Origin of the sequence: Sphaerospermopsis sp. LEGE 08334 (assembly GCF_015207205.1) — a bacterium.
Classification (GTDB): Bacteria; Cyanobacteriota; Cyanobacteriia; order Cyanobacteriales; family Nostocaceae; genus Sphaerospermopsis.
In genome coordinates this window covers 106,573-131,089 of record NZ_JADEXH010000008.1, presented here as the reverse complement: position 1 = coordinate 131,089, position 24,517 = coordinate 106,573, and the positions used below count along the sequence as shown (strand labels likewise).

The following is a 24,517-nucleotide window of genomic DNA, read 5'->3' as shown; positions in this document are numbered from 1 at the left end:
TTCACAAAAATTCAATATATCCCAACATCTCTTCAGGTGTCATCACTTCATAAATCAAAACTAAAGCCTCAATAATTTCACCAATTGAACGAGTTCCTTTCTTGCAGTAAGTAATCCCTGGATGATCAAACCTACTACTAGCAATAATCAAAAAGTCTGCATCTTGGGTAAACAGAACTCGCTGTGTTTCTTGAATAAACTTGAACTGTGCTTGATCTGATTGAGTGCGTAATCCCACATTGTTAGTTGTTGTCACATCAATTCCATAACGACGCAACCCAAGAGCGATCGCAGGATCAACATTTTCATCTAAATGAAAGCGAATTTTTTCACTCATTTCTCAACTGTCTCAGTTTCTCTTGCAGACGTGAAGGATGATTTTGTTTCAATACTTCAACTAATTCATCTTCTTGTACTGTACGTCCATTAATCTCATCTCGATGATCAAAATAATAAGCCATTGCTGCATAAACAGATGCCAGGGACAGATCATATTTACCCGCAATTTCTACCAATGAATACCCCAGCTTTAAATGCAGCACTGCTACATCTTCTACCGCTATACGAGTACCAGCAATACGGGGTTTTCCACTCCGCACATCAGCAGCAATTTCTATATATTCCTGGCTAACCAACTGCATAAATTTATCTTCCACCTCCGTCCTATATCTTAATAATATACCGCAGTTCTAGTTCTCACAAATTTCCTATTTAACTTCAAAATACTGTACATTTTAACTCGTATTGAGTTAAAAAAGAAACTATTGCCCTATATCCTATTACTGTCACCTGTCACCTGAAATTATGAACATCACCAAAAACATCACAAATTGGTTAGAAACTCGCGCATCTGCACCGACTTATGGCGGTTGGGTATTAGTCGGTATTGCAATTTGTTATTTAGGTGCTGCTATTAATACAATGGCAGGCTGGTTATATGTAATTAGTGGCGTATGTTTGGCTTTATTAGGTGTATCAATATTTTTAGCACCGCGATCGCTCAAACATCTGATCATCAAACGCTCCCCCATCCCACCTGTCACCGTTGGAGATGAACTCAACATTGAAATAGAAATTTATAATCCCACCCCAAAACCTGTAACTTTATTACAAGTTAGCGATATACTTCCCTTCGTTTTAGGCAAACCCATCAAAAATCCAATTGATACCATTGAAGCACAAAATAGTTATCGTTGGCAATACTATCAACCTACCCAACGCCGGGGATTATACAGATGGGATAAAGTAGAATTAGCTACAGGTGCGCCTTGGGGTTTATTTTGGTGTCGTCGTCAAAGAGAAAGTAAAGCGATCGCCATCGTTTATCCTACAGTCTTACCCCTGACCAATTGTCCCTTAGTGGATGAAATTGGCCAAGACGACAGCGAAAGAAACGATCCGCGAGGAAAACCCTTACAATTAGCAACATCAGGATTAGTGCGATCGCTGCGTCCTTATCGTATCGGTGATCCTACCCGTCTCATCCATTGGCGTACCAGCGCCCGTTACGGAGAATTACGAGTAAGAGAATTAGAAATTATTACAGGTGGACAAGAAGTGATCATTGCTCTTGATACTGCCGCCAAATGGGAAGAAGAACAATTTGAACAAGCTGTCATTGCTGCTGCATCTTTATATTTTTACGCACAAAGACAAAAACTCCAAGTCCAACTTTGGACAGCAGCCACAGGAGTAGTCAAAGGTGATACCATCATCCTCGAAACCTTGGCAGCAACCAACCCCCTAGAAGAAGCAAATACACCACCAGAAAACAATCCTTTAATTTGGCTGACCCAAGACCCTCTTACCATCTCTAAATTACCTCAAGGTAGTCGTTGGGTGTTATGGGAAAATGCCAACTCAACCCCAGAACACACCGTCATTAATGGAGATTACCCCGGTATAATTTTGCAAAGTGAACAAGAACTACAACTGCAACTGCAAAAACCATTAAGTTATTAAGGAGGCAGGAGTCAGGAGGTAGGGGAAGTAAATAACCCCATTACCAATCACCAATTACCAATTACCAATCACCAGTCCCCAATCACCAGTCCCCTGATCCTCAGCCTGTTGTACAATGCGAAGAAATATTTAAATTATCAAAGCCGATCCAATGATAAATTCAGAACCTAGCACAAAAGCCAGTGATAAAAGCCTAGAGGCAATGCGTCATTTTTCCGAACAATATGCCAAACGCACTGGAACTTTCTTCTGTTCTGAATCTTCCGTGACAGCAGTTGTCATCGAAGGTTTAGCCAAACATAAAGACGACCTCGGTGCGCCTTTGTGTCCTTGTCGTCACTATGAAGATAAAGAAGCGGAAGTTAACGCAGCTTATTGGAACTGCCCCTGCGTACCCATGCGAGAACGCAAAGAATGTCACTGTATGCTGTTCCTGACTCCAGAAAATGATTTTGCTTGTACCAGTCAAGAAATCTCTATGGAAACGATCAAAGAAGTGCGGGATAGTATGGGTTAATAGCAGATGAGCGAAAACCTGCCCCAAGAGTTTTGGCAAGGAGTAGAACAGTTCAACTCTGGACAGTTCTACGCTTGTCATGACACCCTAGAAGCTCTGTGGATTGAAGCAACAGAGCCAGAAAAAACTTTGTATCAGGGTATTTTGCAAATTGCTGTAGCCTTATATCACCTGGGTAATGGCAACATAAGAGGAGCAATGATCTTATTAGGAGAAGGTTCTAATCGTCTCCGTCGTTACTCAGACTATGATTGCGGTATCAACGTGGAAAAATTATTACTTGAGAGTGTGGAGTTTTTAAAGGCAATTCAACAGGTTGATATAGAAAAAATCGCTGGTGGTGATGTGGGTGAAAATATAGCCTTGCCTTTACCCCAAATTTCTATGATCAAAGAATAGTAGTTTTCAGGAGTGAGTAGGGGTTTAGCATTGCTAAACCCGTACAAGAGTCAGAATATTTGGTGGCATCAGCAAAGTGAAACCCTACCAATAAAGAAACATTTGGATGCAGGAAACCGTCAAACCTCCAAATTAGAATATGAAGCAACTGCCAAAATGGTAGTTCACAAACAGATCATAAAACTTGTGATCAAACTTGGAAACAAACTTGGAAACAAACAGGTTTGTAAATCTGCCACTAGTCACCAGTCCCCAGTTCCCAGTCACCTGCCATAACCTGAAAAACTTCTATCACAAATTACTATGATAACTCCCTATCACTTGCTAAAATCACAAATGCAACGTTTAGGATTAGCTGTAATGCTGCCTGTAGCCCTCTTGGGTACAGTAACCCTTACTAACCAACTTCCCACCGCTACAGCCCAATCTTCTGGGGGAAACCGGCCCCTGACTATTCGCTCGGATGTCCAAGAATATGATGCTAAAGCTCAAGTAATCACTGCTCGCGGTAACGTGCAGATGTTGTATCCTGCACGTCAAATACAAGCCACAGCCGCCCAAGCACAATACTTTAGCAAAGAACGACGCATTGATTTCAGTGGCAACGTCTATATTTTGCAACAAGGTAATAACAGTATTAGGGCGGAAAGAGTCACTTATTTAATTGACGAAGGTCGATTTATCGCCTTACCCCAGTCCAATCGTCAGGTAGAATCTATTTACATGGTGGATGATGGTGATGTGAGTGGACAAACCGCTAAACCAGCGCCTAAAACACCACCTCTCAAGCGTTAAAATTTAATATTCATTACCACAAAAACGCGAATAGTGAAAATTGTTTTAGAAAATATTCATAAATCTTATGGCAAGCGAGTCATTGTCAATCGCGTTAATCTTTCTGTAGCCCAAGGTGAAATTGTTGGTTTACTTGGACCCAATGGTGCTGGTAAAACCACAACATTTTATATTGCCACAGGTTTAGAAAAACCTAATCAGGGTAGGGTGTGGTTAGATAATTTAGAGATTACGGGAATGCCAATGCACAAACGAGCTAGATTGGGTATTGGCTATTTGGCACAGGAAGCTAGTGTATTTCGTCAACTGTCTGTTATAGATAATATTCTCTTGGTTTTAGAACAAACTAATGTGCCACGTAGGGAATGGTCAAGACGGTTGGGTGATTTATTAACAGAGTTTCGCTTAGAAAAAGTTGCCAATAGTAAAGGTATTCAACTTTCTGGAGGTGAACGACGACGCACAGAGTTAGCCAGGTCTTTAGCAGCAGGTAGAGAAGGTCCGAAATTTTTATTGTTGGATGAACCCTTTGCCGGAGTTGATCCTATAGCAGTTTCAGAAATTCAGCAAATTGTAGCACAACTGCGCGATCGCGGTATGGGTATTTTAATCACCGATCACAATGTCCGCGAAACCCTCGCTATTACTGATCGTGCCTACATTATGCGGGAAGGGCAAATTCTCGCTTTTGGCATTGCTGATGAACTTTATAATAATCCCCTTGTTCGACAATATTATTTAGGTGATAATTTTAATGTTTAAAAATAGGTAATTGGTAATTGGTAATTGGTAATTGGTAATTGGTAATAATTATTTTTCTTCTGACTCCTGACTCCTGACTCATGCTTCCTGACATTTTTATTTTTAATTTCTCTTATGACATCTAAGCCAATTAAATCTTTCTATACCCTTAATTCACTGCTGCCTTTTTCGATCATGGATCGTTATTTGGCGATGCAGTTACTCCCGCTTTTTTTATTTGGAGTTGGGGCATTTACTTCTGTAGTTTTAGCAATTGATAGCTTATTTGAATTATTACGAAAAGTGGTAGAATCTGGACTACCAATTAATATCGCCCTCAAGGTGTTTGCCTTAAAATTACCCTATGTAATGGTTTATTCTTTCCCCATGTCCACCTTACTTGCTACGTTGATGACTTACAGCAAGTTATCTAGTGAAAGTGAACTAATTGCTTTAAGGGGATGTGGTGTAAGTGTTTATCGGATGGTATTCACGGCTGTTTTATTAAGTAGTTTAGTCACAGGTATGACTTATGTATTTAATGAACAAATAGCCCCAGCTGCCAATTATGAAGCTACTCGAACTTTAGAACAAGCACTGCAATCAGACAAACCATCATTTAAACAACAAAATATTTATTATCCTGAATACCGGGAAGAAAAAGCAGCAGATGGTAGCACAAATAAAGTCCTTTCTCGCTTGTTTTATGCCGATCAATTTGACGGTAAGCAAATGAAAGGTTTAACAATTATCGACCGTTCTAGAGAAGGAGTTAATCAAATTTTAGTTTCCGAATCTGCTGCATGGAATCCTGCTCAACAAGTTTGGGATTTTTATAATGGTACAATTTATTTAGTTGCACCAGACCGTTCTTATCGGAATATTTTGCGGTTTGAACATCAACAATTGCAACTTCCCCGCACGCCTTTAAATGTTGCAGAAAATAGTCGAGATTATGGAGAAATGAATATTGCCCAAGCCTTACAACAATTAGAAGTAGAACGTCTAGCAGGTAATCCCCAAAGAATTAGAAAATTAGAAGTGCGGATTCAACAAAAAATTGCCTTTCCCTTTGTTTGTATTATTTTTGGTTTAGTGGGTTCGGCGATGGGAACTATACCTCAACGTACTGGTAGAGGTACAAGTTTTGGTATTAGTGTAATCGTCATTTTCAGTTATTACTTATTATTATCAGTTTCTGGGGCTTTGGCACAGGCGGAAATTCTTTCTCCCGTTGTCGGTGCTTGGTTGCCTAATTTGTTTGGTTTGGGAGTCGGTGTATTTCTGTTAATGCGAGTTGCCCAAAGGTAATGTCCTAATTAACTGACTGAAAAACTATTCCTCTCTGGTAATTAAAAGTGCATAACCTTCATTGCTAATAAAACAAATACCCAACTTCTTTAAAATATCTCACTTACATTAATACTCACACCAGGAAAAGCTAAAATTGATAAACTTTGATTTTTCTCTAAAGTCTGGATATCTTGATAAATTCCCTGGTGAGGATGGCGATATACTTCTATGATTTCCTGATTCACATCTATTAACCAAACTTCAGGAATATTTGCTTCTGCATATAACGGAATTTTCACTTGGCGATCATATTTTACAGTTGTATCAGCCACTTCTATTATTAAAAATATATCTTCTGGTTGGGGATGTGAATTTCTATAAAAATCAGGACGGGTTTTTAATAATGCTATATCTGGTTGTGGTTCGGAAATTTCATCTAATTCTACAGGATTTTGCACATTAATTAACGCACGTCCTCCCAATAGTAAAGCTAGTAAATTTGTTAGAAATAGAACACAACCTGAGTGTCTTGTACTAATAGGTGACATATCAATCATTTCCCCCCGAATTAATTCCACTCGATCATTTTCTGATAAAATACCAGATTCAGCCATTTTGTGAAATTGCTTAACTGTAAATTGGTGCCTGAGTAGTTGTACAACCATTGTCACCTCTATGGGAATTTTATTGAATTAATTGAGATGTTTATTTTATAGTAGGTTGGGTGAAGCGATCGCGCAACAATATTAATTATGTTGGGTTTCCTTGCGTCAACCCAACAGACTAAAACTAGACTAAAGCTACTTCAGGAATAACTCCTTGCATTTTAGAAAAAACATCAATTAATGTCTGTAATTGTTGTTCAGCTTTAAATACTCCTAAACCTCTTGCTGTTACTTTTCCTTGAGAATAAACAAAGCGATTTCGCATAGAGTCTGTTAACTTTTCTGCTAACAAATTCCATGCAGGTTCTTCCATTGGAGTTTCTAAAACTATATGCTGTTTATTCTCTGGTTTAATGCGACTAAATCCTAAAGCTTTCGCTAATTGTTTTAATTCCATCACTCTTAAAAGTTGATTTGCAGGAACAGGAATTGCACCATATCTATCAGTCCATTCTGCGGCAATTCCTTTTAATTCTTCTTGAGATTTTGCTGTTGCCACTGCACGGTAAGCACTCATTTTTTGATCTATATCTGTAATGTAGGTGGAAGGAATAAATGCAGTGAGATTCAGGTCAATTTGGGTATCTTCAACCTGGGGTATTTCTTGACCTCTAATTTCTCGAATTGCTTCTTCTAACATTTCCATGTACAAATCAAATCCGATAGCATCCATTTGACCAGATTGTTCTGCACCTAGCAAGTTTCCTACACCGCGAATTTCCATATCTCGCATTGCTAATTGATAACCAGAACCGAGTTGAGTAAATTCTTGAATTGCTCTCAATCTTTGTCTGGCTGCATCAGATAATTCTCTTTGTTTGGGGTAAAATAACCATGCGTGAGCTTGGATTCCTGCTCGTCCTACTCGTCCTCTTAATTGATATAATTGCGATAAACCAAAACGATGAGCATCTTCAATTAAAATGGTGTTAACTCGCGGAATATCTAAACCAGATTCGATAATTGTCGTACAAACTAAGATGTCAGCTTCATGGTTGCTAAAAGTGAGCATAGTTGATTCTAACTCACTTTCATCCATTTGACCGTGGGCGATCGCAAATCTTCCCCCCGGTATCATTTCTCTTAATTTTGTTGTAGTTTCTTCTATTCCTTCGACTCTGGGAACGACATAAAAAACCTGTCCACCTCTATCTAATTCCTGTCTAATTGCACTTCTGACAATTTCTGGGTTTAAAGGTGCTAAATGAGTTTGAATTGGTCTTCTGGTTGGGGGTGGTGTGGTAATTAAACTCATTTCCCGAATCCCAGATAAAGACATATATAAGGTTCTAGGAATGGGAGTTGCAGATAAAGTTAACACATCAACTTGTGTTTTTAAACTCTTGATTTTTTCCTTTTGATTAACTCCAAATCTTTGTTCTTCGTCAATTACCAAAAGTCCTAAATCTTTAAATTGCACACCTTTTCCTAATAATTGATGTGTTCCCACAACAATATCTAATTCTCCAGTCGCTAGACGTTTTTGAATGTTGCGTTTTTCTTCTGCACTGCGGAAACGATTTAATAAACCGACATTCACAGGATAGGGTGAAAATCGTTCTTTAATAGTGTGATAATGTTGTTGAGTTAAAATTGTGGTTGGGGCTAAAAGTGCCACTTGTTTACCAGCAGTAACAGCTTTAAAAATCGCTCTAATTGCTACTTCTGTTTTCCCAAAACCCACATCACCACAAACCAAGCGATCCATTGGTCGTTCACTTTCCATATCCCGCTTGACATCTTGCACAGCTTTGAGTTGATCTATGGTAGGTTGATAAGGGAAAGAATCTTCCATTTCTGCTTGCCAAGGCATATCTTGGGGATAAGAAAAACCCTGTTGTTGAGAACGGGCAGCATATAATTTTAGCAAATCTACCGCTAATTTTTTAATAGATTTTCTAACTTTGTTTTTAGTATTTTCCCAAGCTTTACCCGTCATTTTATGGAGTGCTGGGGGGTTATCAGCATTAGTTCTAAATCGAGATAAAGAACCAACTTGATCCGCCGCAACTCTTAACACACCATCAGCATATTGAACAACTATATAATCACGGGTTTCATTATTAATTGTCAAACTTTCTAACTTGACAAATTTACCAATGCCGTGACTACGATGAACAACAAAATCACCTGGTCTTAATTTATTCGGATCAACTTGTTTAGATTTAGCTTGACGACGTTTACGAACATAACCAAAATTAGCTAAAGAATGTTGTCCGTAAAATTCGCGGTCTGTGACAATAACAATCCGAAAAGAAGGTAAAATGAAACCTTCTAATTCTGCTAAACCCGAATATTTCAGGGCGACTGGTGTATGATTGATTTGTAGTTTATCAATTGCTTGATAATCACGAGGATTAGGGATAAACTGAGCAGGACAATCATGTTCTTGTAGTAAAGCTACAGAACGGGAAGGTTGAGCAGAAATTAACCAAACTGCAAATTTTCTTTCTCTTTCTTGTCTGAGGGTTTCTGCTAATTTAGCAAATTGATGAGGTGTAACAGGTAAAGGTCTACTCGCTAAATTAGTACCGCTATTTTCTTCCGCTAATTCTGATAAATACAACTTGTGAAAACTGCCAATTTCTGTTAAACACTCATCAAAAGTAAAATGTATTTTTGGTATTTTAGCTGATAGCTGTTCACTGATTACTGACCACTGAATATCAGCATTTTCTACCCAGCGATCGCTATGGGCGTGACATTGTTCTACCTCATCAATAGCAACCAGGGTATTTTCAGATAAATAATCTAAAATTGAAGCCGGTTTATTAAAAGCTAAACCTAAAAATCTTCTACTTCCTTCTAATGATTGTAATTCCGATTCCTGTAGAGAAGTTTCATGAAACGTCTCTACAATAGTTGTAAAATTGGGATGATTTTTTAATGCTGCTAAAACAATAGGTGCAAAGCTAGTAGGAGTAAGAGAAATTTGATTAACTTTATCTAAAGCAGAACGTTGGGTAGAGGGGTCAAATTCCCGAATTTTTTCAATTTCATCCCCAAACCATTCTAAACGGACTGGTAACTCAGAAGATACGGGAAAAACATCAACAATATCCCCTCGTCTACTCCATTGACCTTCAGTTTCTACTAAAGAAACCCGTTCATAACCCAAAGCGGTAATTTTTTCGCTGAACTCATCTAAATCATATTCCATCCCCTTTTGTAAAGAGAGACAAAAAGATTTAAATACCTCTGGGGGTGGAAGGTGTGGTTGTAGTGCGCCTATAGTAGCAACAATAGCTGTATTTTTATTCGGAATGCCACTACTAATCAAATCTGCCAAAACCTGCATTTGACCCCAGCTTAACTCAGTTTCTGGGTCAAAAGGTTCATAGGGAGAAGCTTCCGAAGTGGGGTAAAAATGTACAGTATTCCATCCCATAGCTTCCATTTGGGCATAAACCCGCCCCGCTTCTTCCAGAGTGGCACAGATTACACATAAATCTCTACCCTCATGATGAGCCAAAGCGGAAGTAACTAAACCCTTGGGTAAGCGGGAAATACCATTTAAATGCAGTTCTTGATTTTTTTTCAGTTTGGTGTTGAGTTCTGCGGTCAAAGGCAATCGCGCCAAAGCACGCACAATAGAAGAAAAAGCCATAAGTGTTACTAGCGTGAGAAGTCTTGAAAAGTGGGAAAATCTAGATTGTAGTTAGATATAGCAGGTGACAGGGAACAGGTGACAGGTGACAGTGTAAACAGTCTTTTAGTATCTATGTTTAGCATTGATCAATATCCTTCATCCTTTGTTCTTGCCATATCCACTATTTTATAAAGTCAGTGGTTAAAGGTAACAGACTGTAGAGTGTGGAAAAAAATAATTCTTCTTCCTAACTCCTTTCTACTGTCACCTGTCACCTGTCACCTCTTTTTCCCGACTCCCAAATAAAATGTCCTCAATCTCTGTTGAAATTTTAATCATTTTGGCGCTAATTCTTGCCAACGGTGTGTTTTCCATGTCTGAAATGGCCATAGTTTCCGCCCGTAAGGTCAGATTACAGCAACTAGCCAATCAAGGAAACCTCAACGCCCAAGCTGCACTGCAACTGGCAGAGTCTCCTAATCATTTTTTATCTCTTGTACAAGTAGGGATTACACTGATTAATATTCTCAATGGTGTGTTTGGTGGTGCTACCATTGCCCAAAGGCTAGAGAGATATGTTCAGTTAGTTCCTTTTTTGGCAGATTATAGCCAACCTATTGCTTTTGGAGTGGTGGTTTTAGTCATCACCTATTTATCATTGATTGTGGGTGAACTTGTACCCAAGCGGTTAGCATTGAACCACCCGGAAAAAATTGCTGCATTTGTAGCTTTTCCTATGCGAACTTTAGCAGCGTTAGCTTCTCCTGTGGTTTATCTTTTAACTTTATCCACAGAAACAGTATTGCGAATTTTAGGAGTTAGACCTTCTCAAGAACCGCAAGTTACAGAAGAAGAAATCAAGATTTTAATAGAACAGGGAACAGAAGCGGGGACTTTTGAGGAAGCAGAACAGGATATGGTAGAAAGGGTTTTTCGTTTAGGCGATCGCCCTGTAAGTTCTCTAATGACACCCCGCCCGGATATTGTTTGGTTAGACTTGGAAGACTCCCCAGAAGAAAACCGTCACAAAATGTCTGAAAGTGCCTATTCTCGCTATCCTGTCTGTCAAGAGGGACTTGATCATGTTTTAGGTGTTATTCCTGTGACTGATTTATTAGCCAGGAGTTTACGCCATGAACCTTTTGATTTAACAATAGGATTACGTCAACCCATATTTGTCCCCGAAAGTACCAAGGGTTTAAAAGTTTTAGAGTTATTTAAACAAACCGCCACTCATATTGCTTTAGTAGTTGATGAATATGGAGTCATTCAAGGATTAGTAACGCTCAATGATATTATGAGTGAAATTGTCGGTGATGTTCCTGCACAACCTGGACAGGAAGAACCCCAAGCAGTGCAAAGAGAAGATGGTTCTTGGTTGGTAGATGGGATGTTACCAGTAGAGGAGTTTTTTGAACTTTTTGATATAGAAGAATTGGCAATAGAAGAAAGAGGTAATTTTCAAACTTTAGGCGGTTTAGTTATTACTCATTTAGGGCGTATTCCCTCAGCAGCGGATCATTTTGAATGGGAAAATATGAGAATTGAAGTCATGGATATGGATGGAAATAGAGTTGATAAGGTGTTAGTTGTTCCCAGGAAAAATGATAATGGGTAACATTTGGATTTAAGTAATTAAGAGGAATTAGAAAACATGGACGACTCTACCAAAACAATTATCAAGGAAAATCTAAAAAAATCAATTAGTAATTTTTTTAGAAAGAGAAAAAAACAAAATTATCAAGTATTGGATGATATTTTCCCTAAAGAAAGACGAATACGTTCTCTGATTGGTGGACTAGAAACAAGTTTAGGAGTTACTTTTTGGGAACCCCTATCTAAAACATTAGCTGAAATAAATGGATTTGAAATCATCAAAGATAAAATATTAATTCCAACTCCATTTCCCAGCACTTTGCAGCGTGAATTAGATAGATTAGTGTCCGAACGAGAAAATAAGCCTAATAATAGGAGAATTTCCACAGAAGAATGTATAGAGAGATTAAGAAATGCTGCTTTAGAGGATGTTTGAAAAGTTTTTAATGTATAAATAAACCCCTCTCCAAACCTCTCCCCGCATCGGGGAGAGGCTTTGAAACCCCCATTCCAGCAACAAAAGTTTTTCCGCTTCCCTCTCCTTGTAGGAGAGGGTTAGGGAGAGGTAGGGAAGGGGGGAAGGGGGGTTAGGTTTCTAGAGATTATCGGTTTCATCTAATACTTTTAAAACAACCTCTTACAAATAAATCCTCAAGACATCAATGAATACATATCTCCTTCAACGGGAACTGGAGTTGATATTCATTTGTTTAAAGATGGAATTGAGTATATGTTTGACATTAAAACTACACAGTCAAATCAAGGTGATTTTAAAAAATTAAACAAACAAATGCTCGAATGGTATGCTTACAGACTTGTTAAAAATCCTGATGCTAAATTAGAAGGACGTATTGCTATTCCTTTTAATCCTTATAAAAAATATTGGTATGAAGAGAAAAAAAGTATGTTGTTAGCGTCTCCGCTAGATGTTAAACGAGATATTTGGGTAGACAATGAATTTTGGGATTTTTGTTCGGGACATAAAAATACATTTGAGGATTTACAATCACTTTTTATTGAATTAGGAAAAGAAAACTTTGCCGCAGAATTTTATGATATATTTTACCCAATTTGACTAAATAGAAATAATCTTGATTAACTCTTTAGCCACATATTCAACTACAGGTACAGGTACAGCATTTCCAAACTGTTTTTTAGCAACTTCATCTTTTTTATGATACGCAAAATCATGGGGAAAACCTTGTAATTTACAAGCGTGTTTTGCAGTAATAGGAATATATTTTTTTGGATGGTAAATTTTCTCTAGGAAAAGATTTTTATATTCCTGGGGATTACTTGCATAAATAGCAACAGTAGCTATATAATCTTTAGAACCAGTAGCAGTTAAAGTAGGAAAAATATCAGCAGTAGGTAAAATAATTCTGTAAATATTATTAATACCTGTCATATTTTTAGAGTTGACAAACTCATATTTATGATCAACCGTTAACCGTAATATTCCCTTATCTACTAATGTATTTAATTCACTAATATCTATATCAGTGATAATTTCTCGGAAATTCTCGAAAGATAGAGGATTACCGTCTTTTTCACCATATTTTTTACTTCTTCTATATTTCAGAAGAGTTAAACAAATCATTTTTTCTCTATCAGTTGTTTTAATAATCTCCCAAGAATGAATTGTTGTGTGTCCATTTCTTAAATCAGAGAAAATGAAAAAATCATTTAACTCATCATCTTTTTGAAATCTAGTTCTTGATGGTGGAACTATACCATTAAATAAAGTATCTGCATCTAATTTAACTTTTTCAACTACCTGAATATGCTTAAACTCCTCTAGGATATCTAAAACTTTTGGGTGAATATTTAATGGTTGAGGAAATTGATAATCTGCTTTTTTTTCTGTATCTTTTCTAATTCCCACAATAAAAATTCTATCTCTATTTTGTGGTAAACCAAAGTCATAAGCATTCAGAACTTGCCACTTGACAAAATAGCCAATGTTTGTTAATTCATTAATAATTAATTCTAAATTATCCCGATTTTTAGGACTTGCTAAACCACTCACATTTTCAAAAATAAACCCTTGAGGTTGAGTTTTCTTAACTAATCGAATTACATCAAACCATAGTTTTCCTCTATGATCTTCAAATCCTTTTAAATTTCCTGCAACAGACCAAGGTTGACAGGGAACACCACCCACAATTATATCAATATGAGGGGGAAGTTCACTAATTTTCGTTATATCTCCTAAATCAATTTCATCAGTATTTAAGTAACTCATAAAATTTTGTTTATATACTTGAATAGCTTGTTTATCTATTTCTGAATAACCCAAGCATTTGCCACCTAATTTTTCTAAAGCAATCCTAAATCCACCAATACCTGCAAATAAATCAATAAAAGTAAATTTGTGTTTTGTAGTGAGTAAATTTAAAGGTAATTCTATTTGTTTAGGTGTAGTTGATAAAATAGTCTTCATATTTGTTAGCTATCTTTTAAACTAACTGTTAGTGTCGAAAATAATAGTATAACATTAATAACACAAATTTTATTACAGCAGGAATCAAGAGTCATAATTTAAGAGTAAAACAGTCTTGAGGTATAGAATTAAGTTTATTGTTTTACCTCCTTGATATGCAATATACTGTATCTTTATTGATCTGCAAATTACTGTATATTTTCTATCATTATTTTATCTAATTTACCGTTAACAGTAATTACTAAAGCTTCAATTAATGCTTCTGCTTTTAACAACATTTCTGAAAGTTCTGCTTGGGGTTTTGACAAAGCAACAATTCCCCCTCCTACACCTATAGAAGTTCTTTCAGATGTTAAAATTGCAGTACGAATGACTATATTTAAATCTGCTGCACCATTGCAACTTAAAAAACCAATTGCACCAGAATATACACCTCTTGCTTTGGGTTCTAATTTATCTATAATTTCCATAGTTCTAATTTTTGGCGCACCTGTCATTGAACCACCAGGAAAAGCATTTTTAATACAGTCAATAGCATCCATTTCTGGACGTAATAAACCCCTAATTGTAGTTACTAATTGATGTACTGTACTATAGGTTTCTACATCCATTAATTTGGGAACATGAACACTAGCAACTTGACAAACTCTCCCTAAGTCATTACGCAATAAATCGACTATCATTAAATTTTCAGAACGATCTTTTTCACTATTACGTAAACTTGCTTTTAAAAGTTCATCCTCTTGGGGTGTTTTTCCCCTGGGTAATGTTCCTTTGATGGGTTTTGTTTCTACCCAACCTTGAGAGTCTATACTTAAAAATCTTTCTGGTGAAGAACAAGCAATACTGAAATTTTTATTATAGTTTCCCAACTTCAAAAAAGCTGAATAAGGTGCAGGGTTAATTTTCCGTAATGTGCGATAAAATTCTAAAGGTTCTGGTGTTACTTTTGTAGATAATTTATTAGTTAAACAAACTTGATAAGTTTCACCTTCATAAATTTCTTTTAATGATGTTTGAATATCATCAAGATAATTTTTTTTGGACTGTTGTAAATGAAATTTAATGGTTTTGTTTTTTTGCTGTGCAGGTTTAATGATTGGTTTTAATAATGACAAACTTTGTAATTTTAATTCTGTCTCTAAAAACCATGATTTTGCAGTTTCTTCTTCTGTGCTTAAACAGACTAAATAAATAACTTGTTCCTGATGATCAAAAGCAATGATTCTATCTGCTAAAATAAACACAGCATCAGGTAAATTAGACTTATGTCCTAAATTTCCTCCACATTCTGCTTTTAATTCATATCCAAAATAACCCACAAAACCGCAGTTAAAATTAAAGGGTAATTCTTCATTTACAAAATGTCTATTTTTAATTTCTCGTTGTAAATAATCAAAGATACTTTCTTGATGAGTTGTTATTTTATCACCTTGAGTAATTTTAATTTCTTGGTTTTCTGTCCAGTATTCAACTAATAAACTGTGAACACCCCTATTATCTCCCATAAAGGAAAACCGAGATAACCCAGTTTCATATCTACTACTGTCTAACCAAAAGGTATTTACCTTGTCACCAAAAAGCTGTGTAAATACCTGTTCTGCATCAGGATATATATCTAATTTTTTACTATAAACTTGATATTGTTGCTGTTTTTGTTTTTGATGTTTTTTGGGTAAAAGTATGTTTTGATGATTTGTATTTTCTGGAATTTGATAATTATAAAATTTGGCAGTTATATTTCTAAAGTTTTTAAAAATCTCTTTTCCATATTCAGTACAAATTGATTCAGGATGAAATTGTACACCCCAAAAAGGTAAATTTCGATGACGTAAACCCATGACTACACCTTCTGGAGTCCAAGCAATTTTTTCTAAACATTCGGGTATGTCATCCGCAACAACTAAAGAATTATAACAAACAGCTAAAAATGAAGATGGTAAACCTTGAAATAATTGACAATGATTATGATAAACTTCACTTAAACGACCATGTTTAATTTCTGGTGCATGGATAATTTTACCACCATAAAAATAACCTAAACCTTGATGTCCTAAACACACACCCAAAACAGGTACTTGAATATTCTGTAAAACCTGACCACAAATACCAAAATCTTCTATTTTTTCTGGTCTACCTGGTCCTGGAGAAATAACCACATTATCAAAATCAATCTTGGTCAATTTTTCCCAGTCAACTTCATCATTACGGATGACAATGGGATTTTTTCCATTTACTTCCGCAATGAATTGATATAAATTAAAGGTGTAAGAATCATAATTATCAATGATTAGAGTTTTCACGAATAGGTGACAGGTGACAGGTGACAGGTGACAGTAATAAGGGAATAGTGATAACTCAACTAACTTTGAGATAATCTTTTTACATCTTTACCCTTTAACATTGCATTTGCTTTAGCTAACATTTGGGGTATTTTCTCAGCATGAGGACTATTAATTAAACATCCTCTCAAATCTAATTCATCTAATTTATCTGCTTGATTACCAGGAAACCAGTGATTACCATTACCTAAGAGATTATAACGCATTTTTCCATATTCCACCATGTCATAAGCTAAAGCTAAATTCAACAACCATAACACAAATTTAATATTAATTTGTCCTGGTGTTTCTTCCCAAGTTGGTAAATTTTGATCCCAAGATTTTACCCAATCTTCCCCTAAAACGTCTATAGCAGCATTTTCTAACCTGGCGATAATTGGAGGTAATATTTCATCAGCTTTGTCTAATAATTCTAAGGTTTTTAAATGTTCATCAAAATCACTGGGTTTTGCAGCACCAATACTTAATGTATTTACTTGGGGATGACTTAAACAAAACAAATCATTAAACACCATTGGACTTAATGGATAACATAACTTAACCAACTTTTCAGAAGGTTGATATAACAAACCTCCTTTATTAGAAGGACTGATAATAAACACCCCCATATCTAACTTATTAGCAGCTTTAATTGCTGACCAATTCCATTGATTTATATAATACCAATGGAGGTTAATATAATCAAATTGATTGGTATTAATTGCCTGTAAAATTATTTCTAAAGGTGCATGATTTGAAAAACCAATAAATCTGACTTTTCCTTCTTTTTGTAGTTCCTGAGCAACCTCTAAACAACCACCATCACCAAGACTATAATTTAAAAATTCGGCATTATTAATACCATGTAAACCTAATAAATCAACATAGTCTAAATTGAGATATGATAAAGATCTTTCAAATGTTTTTCTAAATTCTTTTCCATCTGCAACAGGAGAAACTTTAGTTTGGACAATTAACTTTTCACGGGGAAATGTAGGTAAAATTCTACCTAACTGCATTTCCGAAGTTCCATAACCCCTAGCAGTTTCAATATGATTAATACCCAACTCAACAGCACGACGAATAACAGCTTCTAAATTATCTTGATTATCTGAAGGAATTTCCTCTAGTTTAACATCTTGCCATTTAAATTGATAGCGCATTCCTCCACAGGAAAACACCGGCATTTGTAAATTTGTGCGTCCAAATCTTCTGTATAACATCGCGTAATTTTAGATTTTAGATTTTGGATTTTAGATAAAGAAAATGTGTGCTAAAAATAGCAATCTCTTTGCATCTACCCTGCGGTATCTCCTAACGGAGATTGTCTGAAGTTTTTTCATAGGTGGGCATTGCCCAACCTACATATTTTAATGTAAGAATTCATTGATTAGCAATCAGTAGTCATTTTTTTCTAGCTTGTCATCAGACAGAATATTTTATTAAATATTCTGACCCCTGACTCCTGACTCCTGAATTCTTCCATTTTACCTACATTTGACGAACAACAGGTTGACCATCAATAACTTCACCAATTAAAACCTGACTGACACAGTTGACAAAGATGCCATTTTCCAAAACACCAGGAATATTATTCAGTGTTGTTTCCAAAGTTACAGGATCATCAATACTATCAAATCTGACATCTAGCACCATGTTACCTTGGTCAGTAATGACTGGACCTGCTTTTTTCACACCCATACGTAATTCTGGCTGACCACCGAGTTTTTTGATAGCATTAATTACCGGGGTAATAGCCATCGGAATGACTTCCACGGGTACTGCAAAAACAGAACCCAAACGGTCAACCAACTTACCGCTATCAACTACCACAATAAATTCTTTTGCTAAATAATCTACCACTTTTTCGCGGGTATGAGCAGCACCACCACCTTTAATCAAGTTTTTATGAGGATCAACTTCATCAGCACCATCAATAGCGATATCAATATGATCAATAGCGTCTAAAGTGGTAAGAGGAACACCGTACTGTTTTGCTAACACTTCCGACTGAAAAGAAGTAGGGATACCGACAATATCTTTGAGTTCACCAGACTTGAGGCGATCGCCCAAAAACTGTATAGTGTAAGCTGTAGTTGAACCCGTACCCAACCCAACAATAGAACCTGATTTTACTAGGTTCGCTGCTGCTTTACCAACTTCTTGCTTCATTAACTTTACGGGATCTGCTGATACGGACATTTTCAACTCCTGAAAATTTCACAACATGAAAAATACTCTCATAGCCGAATATACTACAAAATTGGTAATTGGTGATTGGTGATTGGTGATTGGTGATTAGTTAAATAATATATAATCTACAATTACATTAATTATTATACATTTCTAGGAAAATCAGAAACATTAAAAAACAGTAACCGTCAATATCCAAGAACGAAGTTGAAAATAAACAATTACAATAATCTGGGATATGAAGAAATTAGCAATTTTGACCTTGGGGACATTGAACTTATTAACCTTCCTGTCTATATTTCCAGTCATTGCCCAGGAAGTCAACACACCAAAGCATTCTGTTGAAAATAATGTGGAAAATCTTGTTGAAAATACAAACAAGAGCGATCTAGATTATATCCAAAAAGTTGTAGAATCAAAATTAATGGATAACTTGCCCGATGGAAAATTTTATCCAGAAAAATTAATCAGTAGAGCAGAATTAGCAGCAATTTTAGTCAAAGCATTTTATTTAGATAAACGCCAAGCAGCGAAACAAGAAAAAACCATAAATGTACCAGACGTTCCGAAATATCATTGGGCATATCAAGATATTCAAACAGTGCTGAAAAACGATATTATGAAAGGATATCGGGGGAATATGTTTTTCCCGAATCAAAAAGTCACTAGGGCAGAAGGGATAGCAATTTTTGCCCAAGCTTATGGAGTATTTCAATTTCCCGATAAAACTGTGAATGAGATTTTATCAAAATACCCTGATCAAAATTCTATACCGACATGGGCGAGAAAGGCGATCGCCACAGTCATAGCAGAAGGTTTTATGAACACAGACCCTAACGGCAATCTTAACCCATTAAGCCCTATGACTCGCGGTGACATAGCCTACTTATTAAGTAGATATTTGCAACGTCAGCAAAAACAGGCAGAAACACCCATAGTTCCCACTACCCTGAAATTTTAAGGGGAAGTAGGGGTGGTAGGGGTGGAATTTTTACCAATTACCAATTACCAATTACCAATTACCAATTACCCATTACCCATTACCCCAGTCAAAGTTATAGTAATAAAACATTGGTGACAGTGAGATTTTTATAGTCCCCGAAGTGGGAAAATCAATTAATGCCAAAAAGTAGAGTTAGAGAGGAAAACCTTATAATATGCACCTGAGTGAAATTACCCATCCTAACCAGTTGCACGGTTTGTCTATTCGGCAGTTACAGCAAATAGCCAAACAAATTAGAGATAAACACTTACAAACCGTAGCCGCAAGTGGGGGACATTTGGGACCAGGTTTAGGAGTTGTAGAATTAACCTTGGGACTATATCAAACATTAGACTTAGATCGGGATAAAGTAATTTGGGATGTAGGACACCAAGCTTATCCCCATAAACTAATTACCGGACGCTACAACGACTTCCACACCCTCAGACAAAAAGACGGAGTAGCGGGATATCTCAAACGTTGTGAAAACCAATTTGATCACTTTGGCGCAGGACACGCTTCTACAAGTATTTCCGCCGCTTTGGGTATGGCCTTAGCCCGTGACTTAAAAGGGGAAAAATTTAAAACAGTAGCGGTGATCGGTGATGGTGCTTTAACCGGCGGTATGGCATTAGAAGCTATTAACCACGCAGGCCACCTCCCTAAAACTAACTTGTTGGTAGTTCTCAATGATAACGAGATGTCCATTTCTCCCAACGTCGGCGCTATTCCCCGCTACTTAAATAAAATGCGTCTTAGCCCCCCGATGCAATTTCTCACTGATAACATTGAGGAACAATTTAAAAATATTCCCTTTGTTGGTGATGAACTAGAACGCATTACCGAAGGGATGAAACGGTTAGCTGTTTCCAAAGTTGGCGCAGTTTTTGAAGAACTAGGTTTTACCTACATGGGTCCAGTGGATGGCCATAACTTAGAAGAACTTATTGCCACCTTCCAACAGGCACATAAAATAACTGGTCCAGTGCTGGTTCACGTAGCCACCGTCAAGGGTAAAGGCTATGAAATGGCAGAAAAAGACCAAGTAGGCTATCATGCCCAAAACCCCTTTAATTTAGCCACTGGTAAAGCTATTCCTTCCAGTAAACCTAAACCACCTGCTTACGCTAAGGTGTTTTCTCACACTTTGGTGAAATTAGCAGAACAAAACCCAAAAATAGTCGGTATTACGGCCGCCATGGCCACGGGTACAGGTTTAGATAAATTACAAGCTAAATTACCTAACCAATATATTGATGTGGGTATTGCTGAACAACACGCCGTTACCTTAGCTGCGGGTTTAGCTTGTGAAGGTATGCGTCCGGTAGCTGCTATTTATTCCACCTTCTTACAACGTGCCTATGATCAAATTATCCATGATGTCTGCATTCAAAACTTGCCTGTATTCTTCTGTTTAGATCGGGCGGGTATTGTGGGTGCTGATGGTCCAACTCACCAAGGGATGTATGATATAGCTTATCTGCGTTGTATTCCCAACATGGTGTTAATGGCACCCAAGGACGAAGCGGAATTACAACGGATGACAGTCACAGGTATTGAATATACCGATGGACCCATTGCGATGCGTTTCCCCCGTGGTAATGGTCATGGTGTTCCCTTGATGGAAGAAGGTTGGGAACCTTTGGAAATTGGTAAAGGGGAAATTTTGCGTCAAGGCGATGATGTGTTAATTGTCGGCTATGGTACGATGGTTTACCCTGGAATGCAAGCAGCAGAAATTCTCAGCGAACATGGAATTGAATCGACTGTAATTAATGCCCGATTTGTGAAACCTTTGGATACTGATTTGATTTTACCTTTGGCAAAACAAATTGGCCGAGTTGTCACTTTAGAAGAAGGTTGTTTAATGGGTGGTTTTGGTTCTGCGGTAGCGGAAGCTTTACTAGATGCTGATGTTGTTGTACCTGTGAAACGGATCGGTGTTCCTGATGAATTAGTTGATCATGCCACACCTGATGAATCTAAGGCTAGTTTGGGTTTAACCAGTCAGCAAATTGCAGAGAAGATTATTCAAGCTTTCTTTAAGAAAGAATTAGCTGCTGTGAAGTAGTTTTCTTTTTTCGTTTTTCTCGTTCCCATACTCTGTATGGGAATGAATTAACGAACCGCAGAGGCGCAGAGTACACAGAGAAAAAACATCGTTTTCCTCGTTCCCATACTCTGTATGGGAATGATTTATTGAAGGCTCTCCCTTCTTGTATGATGAGAGTCAGAGACTCTATGATGGCATTCCCAGTCTGAGATTGGGAATGAGAAAACAGGATTTAAGGATTTACAGGATATCTTCTTTGCGACTTTGCTCCTTTGCGTCTTTGCGCGAAATAGATTTTTGTCTGAATCAGGATGTCCAGGATTAAAGGATTTACAGGATTTTTGCGATCGCCTATGGCGGGTGCTTTGCGCCATCGCTTCTTTTTCGGCTTGACAAGCTGCTCATAATTTTGTACACTTGTGTTATGAGTGGAAATCTGTGGGCGCAATATATATAGGGTTTTTAACAGCTTGGGTTGGGAACGCAGATGAACGCAGATAGACGCAGATTTTCAGAATCAATATTTATAGGATGAAATTTTCAAATCTCTCTAAAAACCTCTTTCCTTTGTGTCCTTTGCGTCCTTTGCGGTTCGTTCTTTAGTGACTTGTGCGTAACCAACCATCATCAAATAACATCCTGTAAATCCTATAATTCTGGTCATCCTGATTCTGACAATCTGCGTTTATCCGCGTTTATCTGCGTTTTTATCCTGTAAATCCTTTAATCCTGGAAATCCTGATTAAGAAAATACTTCTCCCTTGGATTATTCTAAAAACTATCATAACATAACCCTGCCAGAAGTCAAGACCCTTGAAAATACGTTAAGTCATTCGCAACCATTCTCAATAATTTCGGGGTAAAAAACGGTGTTGAAACTTTTTTGGGATTTTTGGGATAAGAATTGTTAAGGTAGCTCACGCAAAGACGCAAAGACACAAAGATAAAATTAATTCATTCCTGGGTTTTTCTAGTTCCCATACTTTGGTATAGTAATCATTGAACCACAAAGAAAACGAAGCTATTTTAGAAGTTAATGAAAACAGAAAAAACACAAGAATTATTAACAGCTATAGAGTTATTTGCAGGTATTGGAGGTTTTCGTTTAGGTTTAGAATCTGCTAATATTAAAACTATTTGGGCAAATGATATTAATGAATTATCTGGTCAAGTTTATCAGAGTAATTTTGGTGATGGTTCTATTGTTTTAGGTGACATTAATAATATTTCTATATCCGATATACCTAATCATCATCTTTTAACTGCTGGTTTTCCTTGTCAACCTTTTAGCCCTGCTGGTAAAAAATTAGGAGTAAGAGATCAGGTTAGAGGAACATTATTTGAACGTATTGTAGAAATTATATCTGTAAAACAACCACAGTATTTTTTATTGGAAAATGTCAAAAGACTTTTAACAATGGAAAATGGTTATCACTTCAAAGTTATTTTAAATGCCTTATCTGAATTAGATTATTTAATTGAATGGAGAATTATTAGTCCTATTAGTTTTGGTATTCCTCAAAATCGAGAAAGAATTTTTATTGTTGGTACTAAACTAAATTATGTCAATATTAATGCTGATTTATTAGAAAAAACATCTATTTTTTTAACGCAAGAAGATTTGATTAATCTAGAAGATATAGATTTGCTACTAGAAAAATATATGTCACCTATAGCTGAAAGTAAAGGCAAGAATGGTAATTGGGGAATTGCCTATAAAAATAAAATGTTTACTCAAAATATGTCGCCATTACCAGATATTAAACCTAGAAAAATGTTAAAAGATATTTTGCAAGATGAGACAAAAGTAGATCCTCAATTTGATTTTACAATTGATACTTTAGAAAGGATTAAAAAAAGTAAGGCTGTGAATCGTTATTGTCAAGGGGTAGAAATATTATATAATCAGGATGGAGGTTCAAGGCTGGGTTATACAATATTTGGTATTAATGGTATTGCATCAACATTAACTGCTTCTACTTCCAGACACTATGAACGCTATAAAGTAAATGATAAATATCGCCGTTTAACTAACATTGAATATGCGCGGTTAATGGGGTTTCCTGATCATTGGTGTAGAGAAGCAAAAATTTATGATCAATATGCTTTGTTTGGTAATGCAATTGTTCCTGCTTGTGTAGAATGGGTATGTAAAAGAATTGGTAAAAAAAATATTGAATTTACTAAATCTAATTACCAACAATTAACTTTAGCTATTTAGTTTTTTTTATTTCTTTATTGAATGTATTCTGCAAAATATGGAATTACTCACACTTGAATCGTTGAAAATCGCTGCACGTACTTTTTGCTTAGAACTGAGTGCAACACCAATTTATAATTTATATGGAGTTACAGATGGAAAAGCTGTAGGAACTTACGTAGAATCTGCTTTTAATCAATATTTATCAACGAGGTATGATTACACTCTTGGTAGTGCAGCTTTAGGAATAGATTTTCCTGGTTTAGAAGTTGATTTAAAAGTAACTTCAATCCGACAACCTCAATCTTCATGTCCCTTTAAAAATGCCAGTCAAAAAGTATATGGTTTAGGTTATCATCTGTTAATATTTAGCTATGAAAAAAATGATGACCATAATTCTCGTACTGCAAATTTAAACTTTCAGAATGTTGTTTTTGTAGATAAAAAACGTACTGGAGATTATCAAACTAGCTACGGGTTACAAGAAATTTTACGCCGTAATGGTAATAAAGATGATGTGGTAGCTTTTTTAGAAGAACGAAATTTTCCGTTAGACGAAATTGGTAGAGAAACACTTGCAGAAAGAATTTTACGTGAACCTCCAGAAATTGGCTATCTGACTATTTCCAATGCTTTACAATGGCGATTACAATATAGTAGAGTGATTCAAGTCTCTATTGCAGGAAACACAACAGGTATAGAAAATCTCTTAATTTCTTAATTCACACAAAACTATTTACAGTTAACAGTAAATCAAATATTTGCTTG

General features: G+C 36.4%; 22 protein-coding genes. 13 read left to right on the top strand and 9 right to left on the bottom strand.

From position 1 onward, the window contains the following. Position 1: 1 nt before the first annotated feature. Both IQ237_RS06520 and IQ237_RS06515 read right to left on the bottom strand, forming a co-directional pair. Positions 2–337, bottom strand: a complete 336-nt coding sequence (locus IQ237_RS06520) for a DUF5615 family PIN-like protein (protein ID WP_194053464.1) — start codon at positions 335–337, stop codon at positions 2–4. Next, positions 330–641: a DUF433 domain-containing protein gene (locus tag IQ237_RS06515; RefSeq protein WP_194053463.1), complete on the bottom strand. Its 312-nt coding sequence runs from the start codon at positions 639–641 to the stop codon at positions 330–332. Before IQ237_RS06515 ends, IQ237_RS06520 begins: the two co-directional genes overlap by 8 nt. Positions 642–804: 163 nt before the next feature. Here IQ237_RS06515 and IQ237_RS06510 point away from each other — a divergent pair, with 163 nt between their 5' ends. The 6 genes from IQ237_RS06510 (at position 805) to IQ237_RS06485 (ending at position 5,725) form a co-directional block, all read left to right on the top strand. After that, positions 805–1,962 (top strand): DUF58 domain-containing protein, encoded by a 1,158-nt coding sequence (locus tag IQ237_RS06510; protein WP_194053462.1) that lies wholly within the window; start codon positions 805–807, stop codon positions 1,960–1,962. A gap of 151 nt (positions 1,963–2,113) precedes the next feature. After that, positions 2,114–2,479, top strand: coding sequence for a ferredoxin-thioredoxin reductase catalytic domain-containing protein (locus tag IQ237_RS06505; protein WP_194053461.1), 366 nt, complete (start codon positions 2,114–2,116; stop codon positions 2,477–2,479). A gap of 6 nt (positions 2,480–2,485) precedes the next feature. After that, complete coding sequence (locus IQ237_RS06500; protein WP_194053459.1) at positions 2,486–2,878, top strand: DUF309 domain-containing protein; 393 nt, start codon at positions 2,486–2,488, stop codon at positions 2,876–2,878. 303 nt (positions 2,879–3,181) lie between these two features. Continuing rightward, complete coding sequence (locus IQ237_RS06495) at positions 3,182–3,673, top strand: LptA/OstA family protein (protein ID WP_194053457.1); 492 nt, start codon at positions 3,182–3,184, stop codon at positions 3,671–3,673. A 33-nt stretch (positions 3,674–3,706) separates the two neighbouring features. Next, complete coding sequence (gene lptB, locus IQ237_RS06490) at positions 3,707–4,435, top strand: LPS export ABC transporter ATP-binding protein (RefSeq protein WP_194053455.1); 729 nt, start codon at positions 3,707–3,709, stop codon at positions 4,433–4,435. Positions 4,436–4,609: 174 nt separating this feature from the next. Then, positions 4,610–5,725, top strand: coding sequence for an LptF/LptG family permease (locus IQ237_RS06485; RefSeq protein ID WP_194053453.1), 1,116 nt, complete (start codon positions 4,610–4,612; stop codon positions 5,723–5,725). Positions 5,726–5,814: 89 nt separating this feature from the next. On the opposite strand, the gene IQ237_RS06480 is transcribed toward IQ237_RS06485, so the two are convergent. Beyond that, on the bottom strand, positions 5,815–6,372 hold the full coding sequence (locus IQ237_RS06480; protein ID WP_194053451.1) for a Uma2 family endonuclease: 558 nt from the start codon (positions 6,370–6,372) through the stop codon (positions 5,815–5,817). Between the two features lie 124 nt (positions 6,373–6,496). Next, positions 6,497–9,979: a transcription-repair coupling factor gene (mfd, locus tag IQ237_RS06475; protein WP_194053449.1), complete on the bottom strand. Its 3,483-nt coding sequence runs from the start codon at positions 9,977–9,979 to the stop codon at positions 6,497–6,499. Positions 9,980–10,268: 289 nt separating this feature from the next. Here mfd and IQ237_RS06470 point away from each other — a divergent pair, with 289 nt between their 5' ends. The 3 genes from IQ237_RS06470 to IQ237_RS06460 all read left to right on the top strand — a co-directional run bounded on the left by IQ237_RS06470 (position 10,269) and on the right by IQ237_RS06460 (position 12,632). Next, entirely contained in the window at positions 10,269–11,579 is a 1,311-nt protein-coding gene (locus IQ237_RS06470) for a hemolysin family protein (RefSeq protein WP_194053447.1), read from the top strand. 36 nt (positions 11,580–11,615) lie between these two features. Further along, positions 11,616–11,993: a TdeIII family type II restriction endonuclease gene (locus IQ237_RS06465; RefSeq protein WP_194053445.1), complete on the top strand. Its 378-nt coding sequence runs from the start codon at positions 11,616–11,618 to the stop codon at positions 11,991–11,993. Positions 11,994–12,200: 207 nt separating this feature from the next. After that, positions 12,201–12,632: a TdeIII family type II restriction endonuclease gene (locus IQ237_RS06460; RefSeq protein ID WP_194053498.1), complete on the top strand. Its 432-nt coding sequence runs from the start codon at positions 12,201–12,203 to the stop codon at positions 12,630–12,632. Here IQ237_RS06460 and IQ237_RS06455 read toward each other — a convergent pair whose 3' ends face one another. The 4 genes from IQ237_RS06455 to rpiA form a co-directional block, all read right to left on the bottom strand. Next, positions 12,633–14,000: a DNA cytosine methyltransferase gene (locus IQ237_RS06455; protein WP_194053443.1), complete on the bottom strand. Its 1,368-nt coding sequence runs from the start codon at positions 13,998–14,000 to the stop codon at positions 12,633–12,635. It lies immediately after the preceding gene. A 188-nt stretch (positions 14,001–14,188) separates the two neighbouring features. After that, complete coding sequence (gene pabB / locus IQ237_RS06450; protein ID WP_194053441.1) at positions 14,189–16,303, bottom strand: aminodeoxychorismate synthase component I; 2,115 nt, start codon at positions 16,301–16,303, stop codon at positions 14,189–14,191. A 59-nt stretch (positions 16,304–16,362) separates the two neighbouring features. After that, a complete protein-coding gene (locus IQ237_RS06445) occupies positions 16,363–17,544 on the bottom strand; it encodes an aldo/keto reductase (RefSeq protein ID WP_194053439.1) in 1,182 nt (393 codons plus the stop codon). A 268-nt stretch (positions 17,545–17,812) separates the two neighbouring features. Then, positions 17,813–18,523, bottom strand: a complete 711-nt coding sequence (gene rpiA / locus IQ237_RS06440) for a ribose-5-phosphate isomerase RpiA (RefSeq protein WP_194053437.1) — start codon at positions 18,521–18,523, stop codon at positions 17,813–17,815. A gap of 229 nt (positions 18,524–18,752) precedes the next feature. On the opposite strand from rpiA, the gene IQ237_RS06435 reads away from it, so the two are divergent. Together IQ237_RS06435 and dxs are read left to right on the top strand one after the other, a co-directional pair. Further along, positions 18,753–19,475 carry an S-layer homology domain-containing protein gene (locus tag IQ237_RS06435; RefSeq protein WP_194053436.1) on the top strand — a complete coding sequence of 241 codons (723 nt, stop codon included), beginning with the start codon at positions 18,753–18,755 and terminating at the stop codon, positions 19,473–19,475. A gap of 196 nt (positions 19,476–19,671) precedes the next feature. Next, positions 19,672–21,567, top strand: coding sequence for a 1-deoxy-D-xylulose-5-phosphate synthase (gene dxs / locus IQ237_RS06430; RefSeq protein ID WP_194053434.1), 1,896 nt, complete (start codon positions 19,672–19,674; stop codon positions 21,565–21,567). A 214-nt stretch (positions 21,568–21,781) separates the two neighbouring features. Here dxs and IQ237_RS06425 read toward each other — a convergent pair whose 3' ends face one another. Continuing rightward, positions 21,782–21,997 (bottom strand): hypothetical protein, encoded by a 216-nt coding sequence (locus IQ237_RS06425; RefSeq protein WP_194053432.1) that lies wholly within the window; start codon positions 21,995–21,997, stop codon positions 21,782–21,784. A gap of 588 nt (positions 21,998–22,585) precedes the next feature. On the opposite strand from IQ237_RS06425, the gene IQ237_RS06420 reads away from it, so the two are divergent. Further along, on the top strand, positions 22,586–23,770 hold the full coding sequence (locus IQ237_RS06420) for a DNA cytosine methyltransferase (RefSeq protein WP_194053430.1): 1,185 nt from the start codon (positions 22,586–22,588) through the stop codon (positions 23,768–23,770). A 37-nt stretch (positions 23,771–23,807) separates the two neighbouring features. Next, on the top strand, positions 23,808–24,470 hold the full coding sequence (locus IQ237_RS06415) for a restriction endonuclease (RefSeq protein WP_194053428.1): 663 nt from the start codon (positions 23,808–23,810) through the stop codon (positions 24,468–24,470). Positions 24,471–24,517: the final 47 nt, after the last annotated feature.

Bases quoted from the DNA above. Each gene is read 5' to 3' on its own strand.
- IQ237_RS06520 (WP_194053464.1), bottom strand. From the start codon at position 337: ATGAGTGAAAAAATTCGCTTTCATTTAGATGAAAATGTTGATCCTGCG.
- IQ237_RS06515 (WP_194053463.1), bottom strand. From the start codon at position 641: ATGCAGTTGGTTAGCCAGGAATATATAGAAATTGCTGCTGATGTGCGG.
- IQ237_RS06510 (WP_194053462.1), top strand. From the start codon at position 805: ATGAACATCACCAAAAACATCACAAATTGGTTAGAAACTCGCGCATCT.
- IQ237_RS06505 (WP_194053461.1), top strand. From the start codon at position 2,114: ATGATAAATTCAGAACCTAGCACAAAAGCCAGTGATAAAAGCCTAGAG.
- IQ237_RS06500 (WP_194053459.1), top strand. From the start codon at position 2,486: ATGAGCGAAAACCTGCCCCAAGAGTTTTGGCAAGGAGTAGAACAGTTC.
- IQ237_RS06495 (WP_194053457.1), top strand. From the start codon at position 3,182: ATGATAACTCCCTATCACTTGCTAAAATCACAAATGCAACGTTTAGGA.
- IQ237_RS06485 (WP_194053453.1), top strand. From the start codon at position 4,610: ATGGATCGTTATTTGGCGATGCAGTTACTCCCGCTTTTTTTATTTGGA.
- IQ237_RS06480 (WP_194053451.1), bottom strand. From the start codon at position 6,372: ATGGTTGTACAACTACTCAGGCACCAATTTACAGTTAAGCAATTTCAC.
- mfd (WP_194053449.1), bottom strand. From the start codon at position 9,979: ATGGCTTTTTCTTCTATTGTGCGTGCTTTGGCGCGATTGCCTTTGACC.
- IQ237_RS06470 (WP_194053447.1), top strand. From the start codon at position 10,269: ATGTCCTCAATCTCTGTTGAAATTTTAATCATTTTGGCGCTAATTCTT.
- IQ237_RS06465 (WP_194053445.1), top strand. From the start codon at position 11,616: ATGGACGACTCTACCAAAACAATTATCAAGGAAAATCTAAAAAAATCA.
- IQ237_RS06455 (WP_194053443.1), bottom strand. From the start codon at position 14,000: ATGAAGACTATTTTATCAACTACACCTAAACAAATAGAATTACCTTTA.
- IQ237_RS06445 (WP_194053439.1), bottom strand. From the start codon at position 17,544: ATGTTATACAGAAGATTTGGACGCACAAATTTACAAATGCCGGTGTTT.
- rpiA (WP_194053437.1), bottom strand. From the start codon at position 18,523: ATGTCCGTATCAGCAGATCCCGTAAAGTTAATGAAGCAAGAAGTTGGT.
- IQ237_RS06435 (WP_194053436.1), top strand. From the start codon at position 18,753: ATGAAGAAATTAGCAATTTTGACCTTGGGGACATTGAACTTATTAACC.
- dxs (WP_194053434.1), top strand. From the start codon at position 19,672: ATGCACCTGAGTGAAATTACCCATCCTAACCAGTTGCACGGTTTGTCT.
- IQ237_RS06420 (WP_194053430.1), top strand. From the start codon at position 22,586: ATGAAAACAGAAAAAACACAAGAATTATTAACAGCTATAGAGTTATTT.
- IQ237_RS06415 (WP_194053428.1), top strand. From the start codon at position 23,808: ATGGAATTACTCACACTTGAATCGTTGAAAATCGCTGCACGTACTTTT.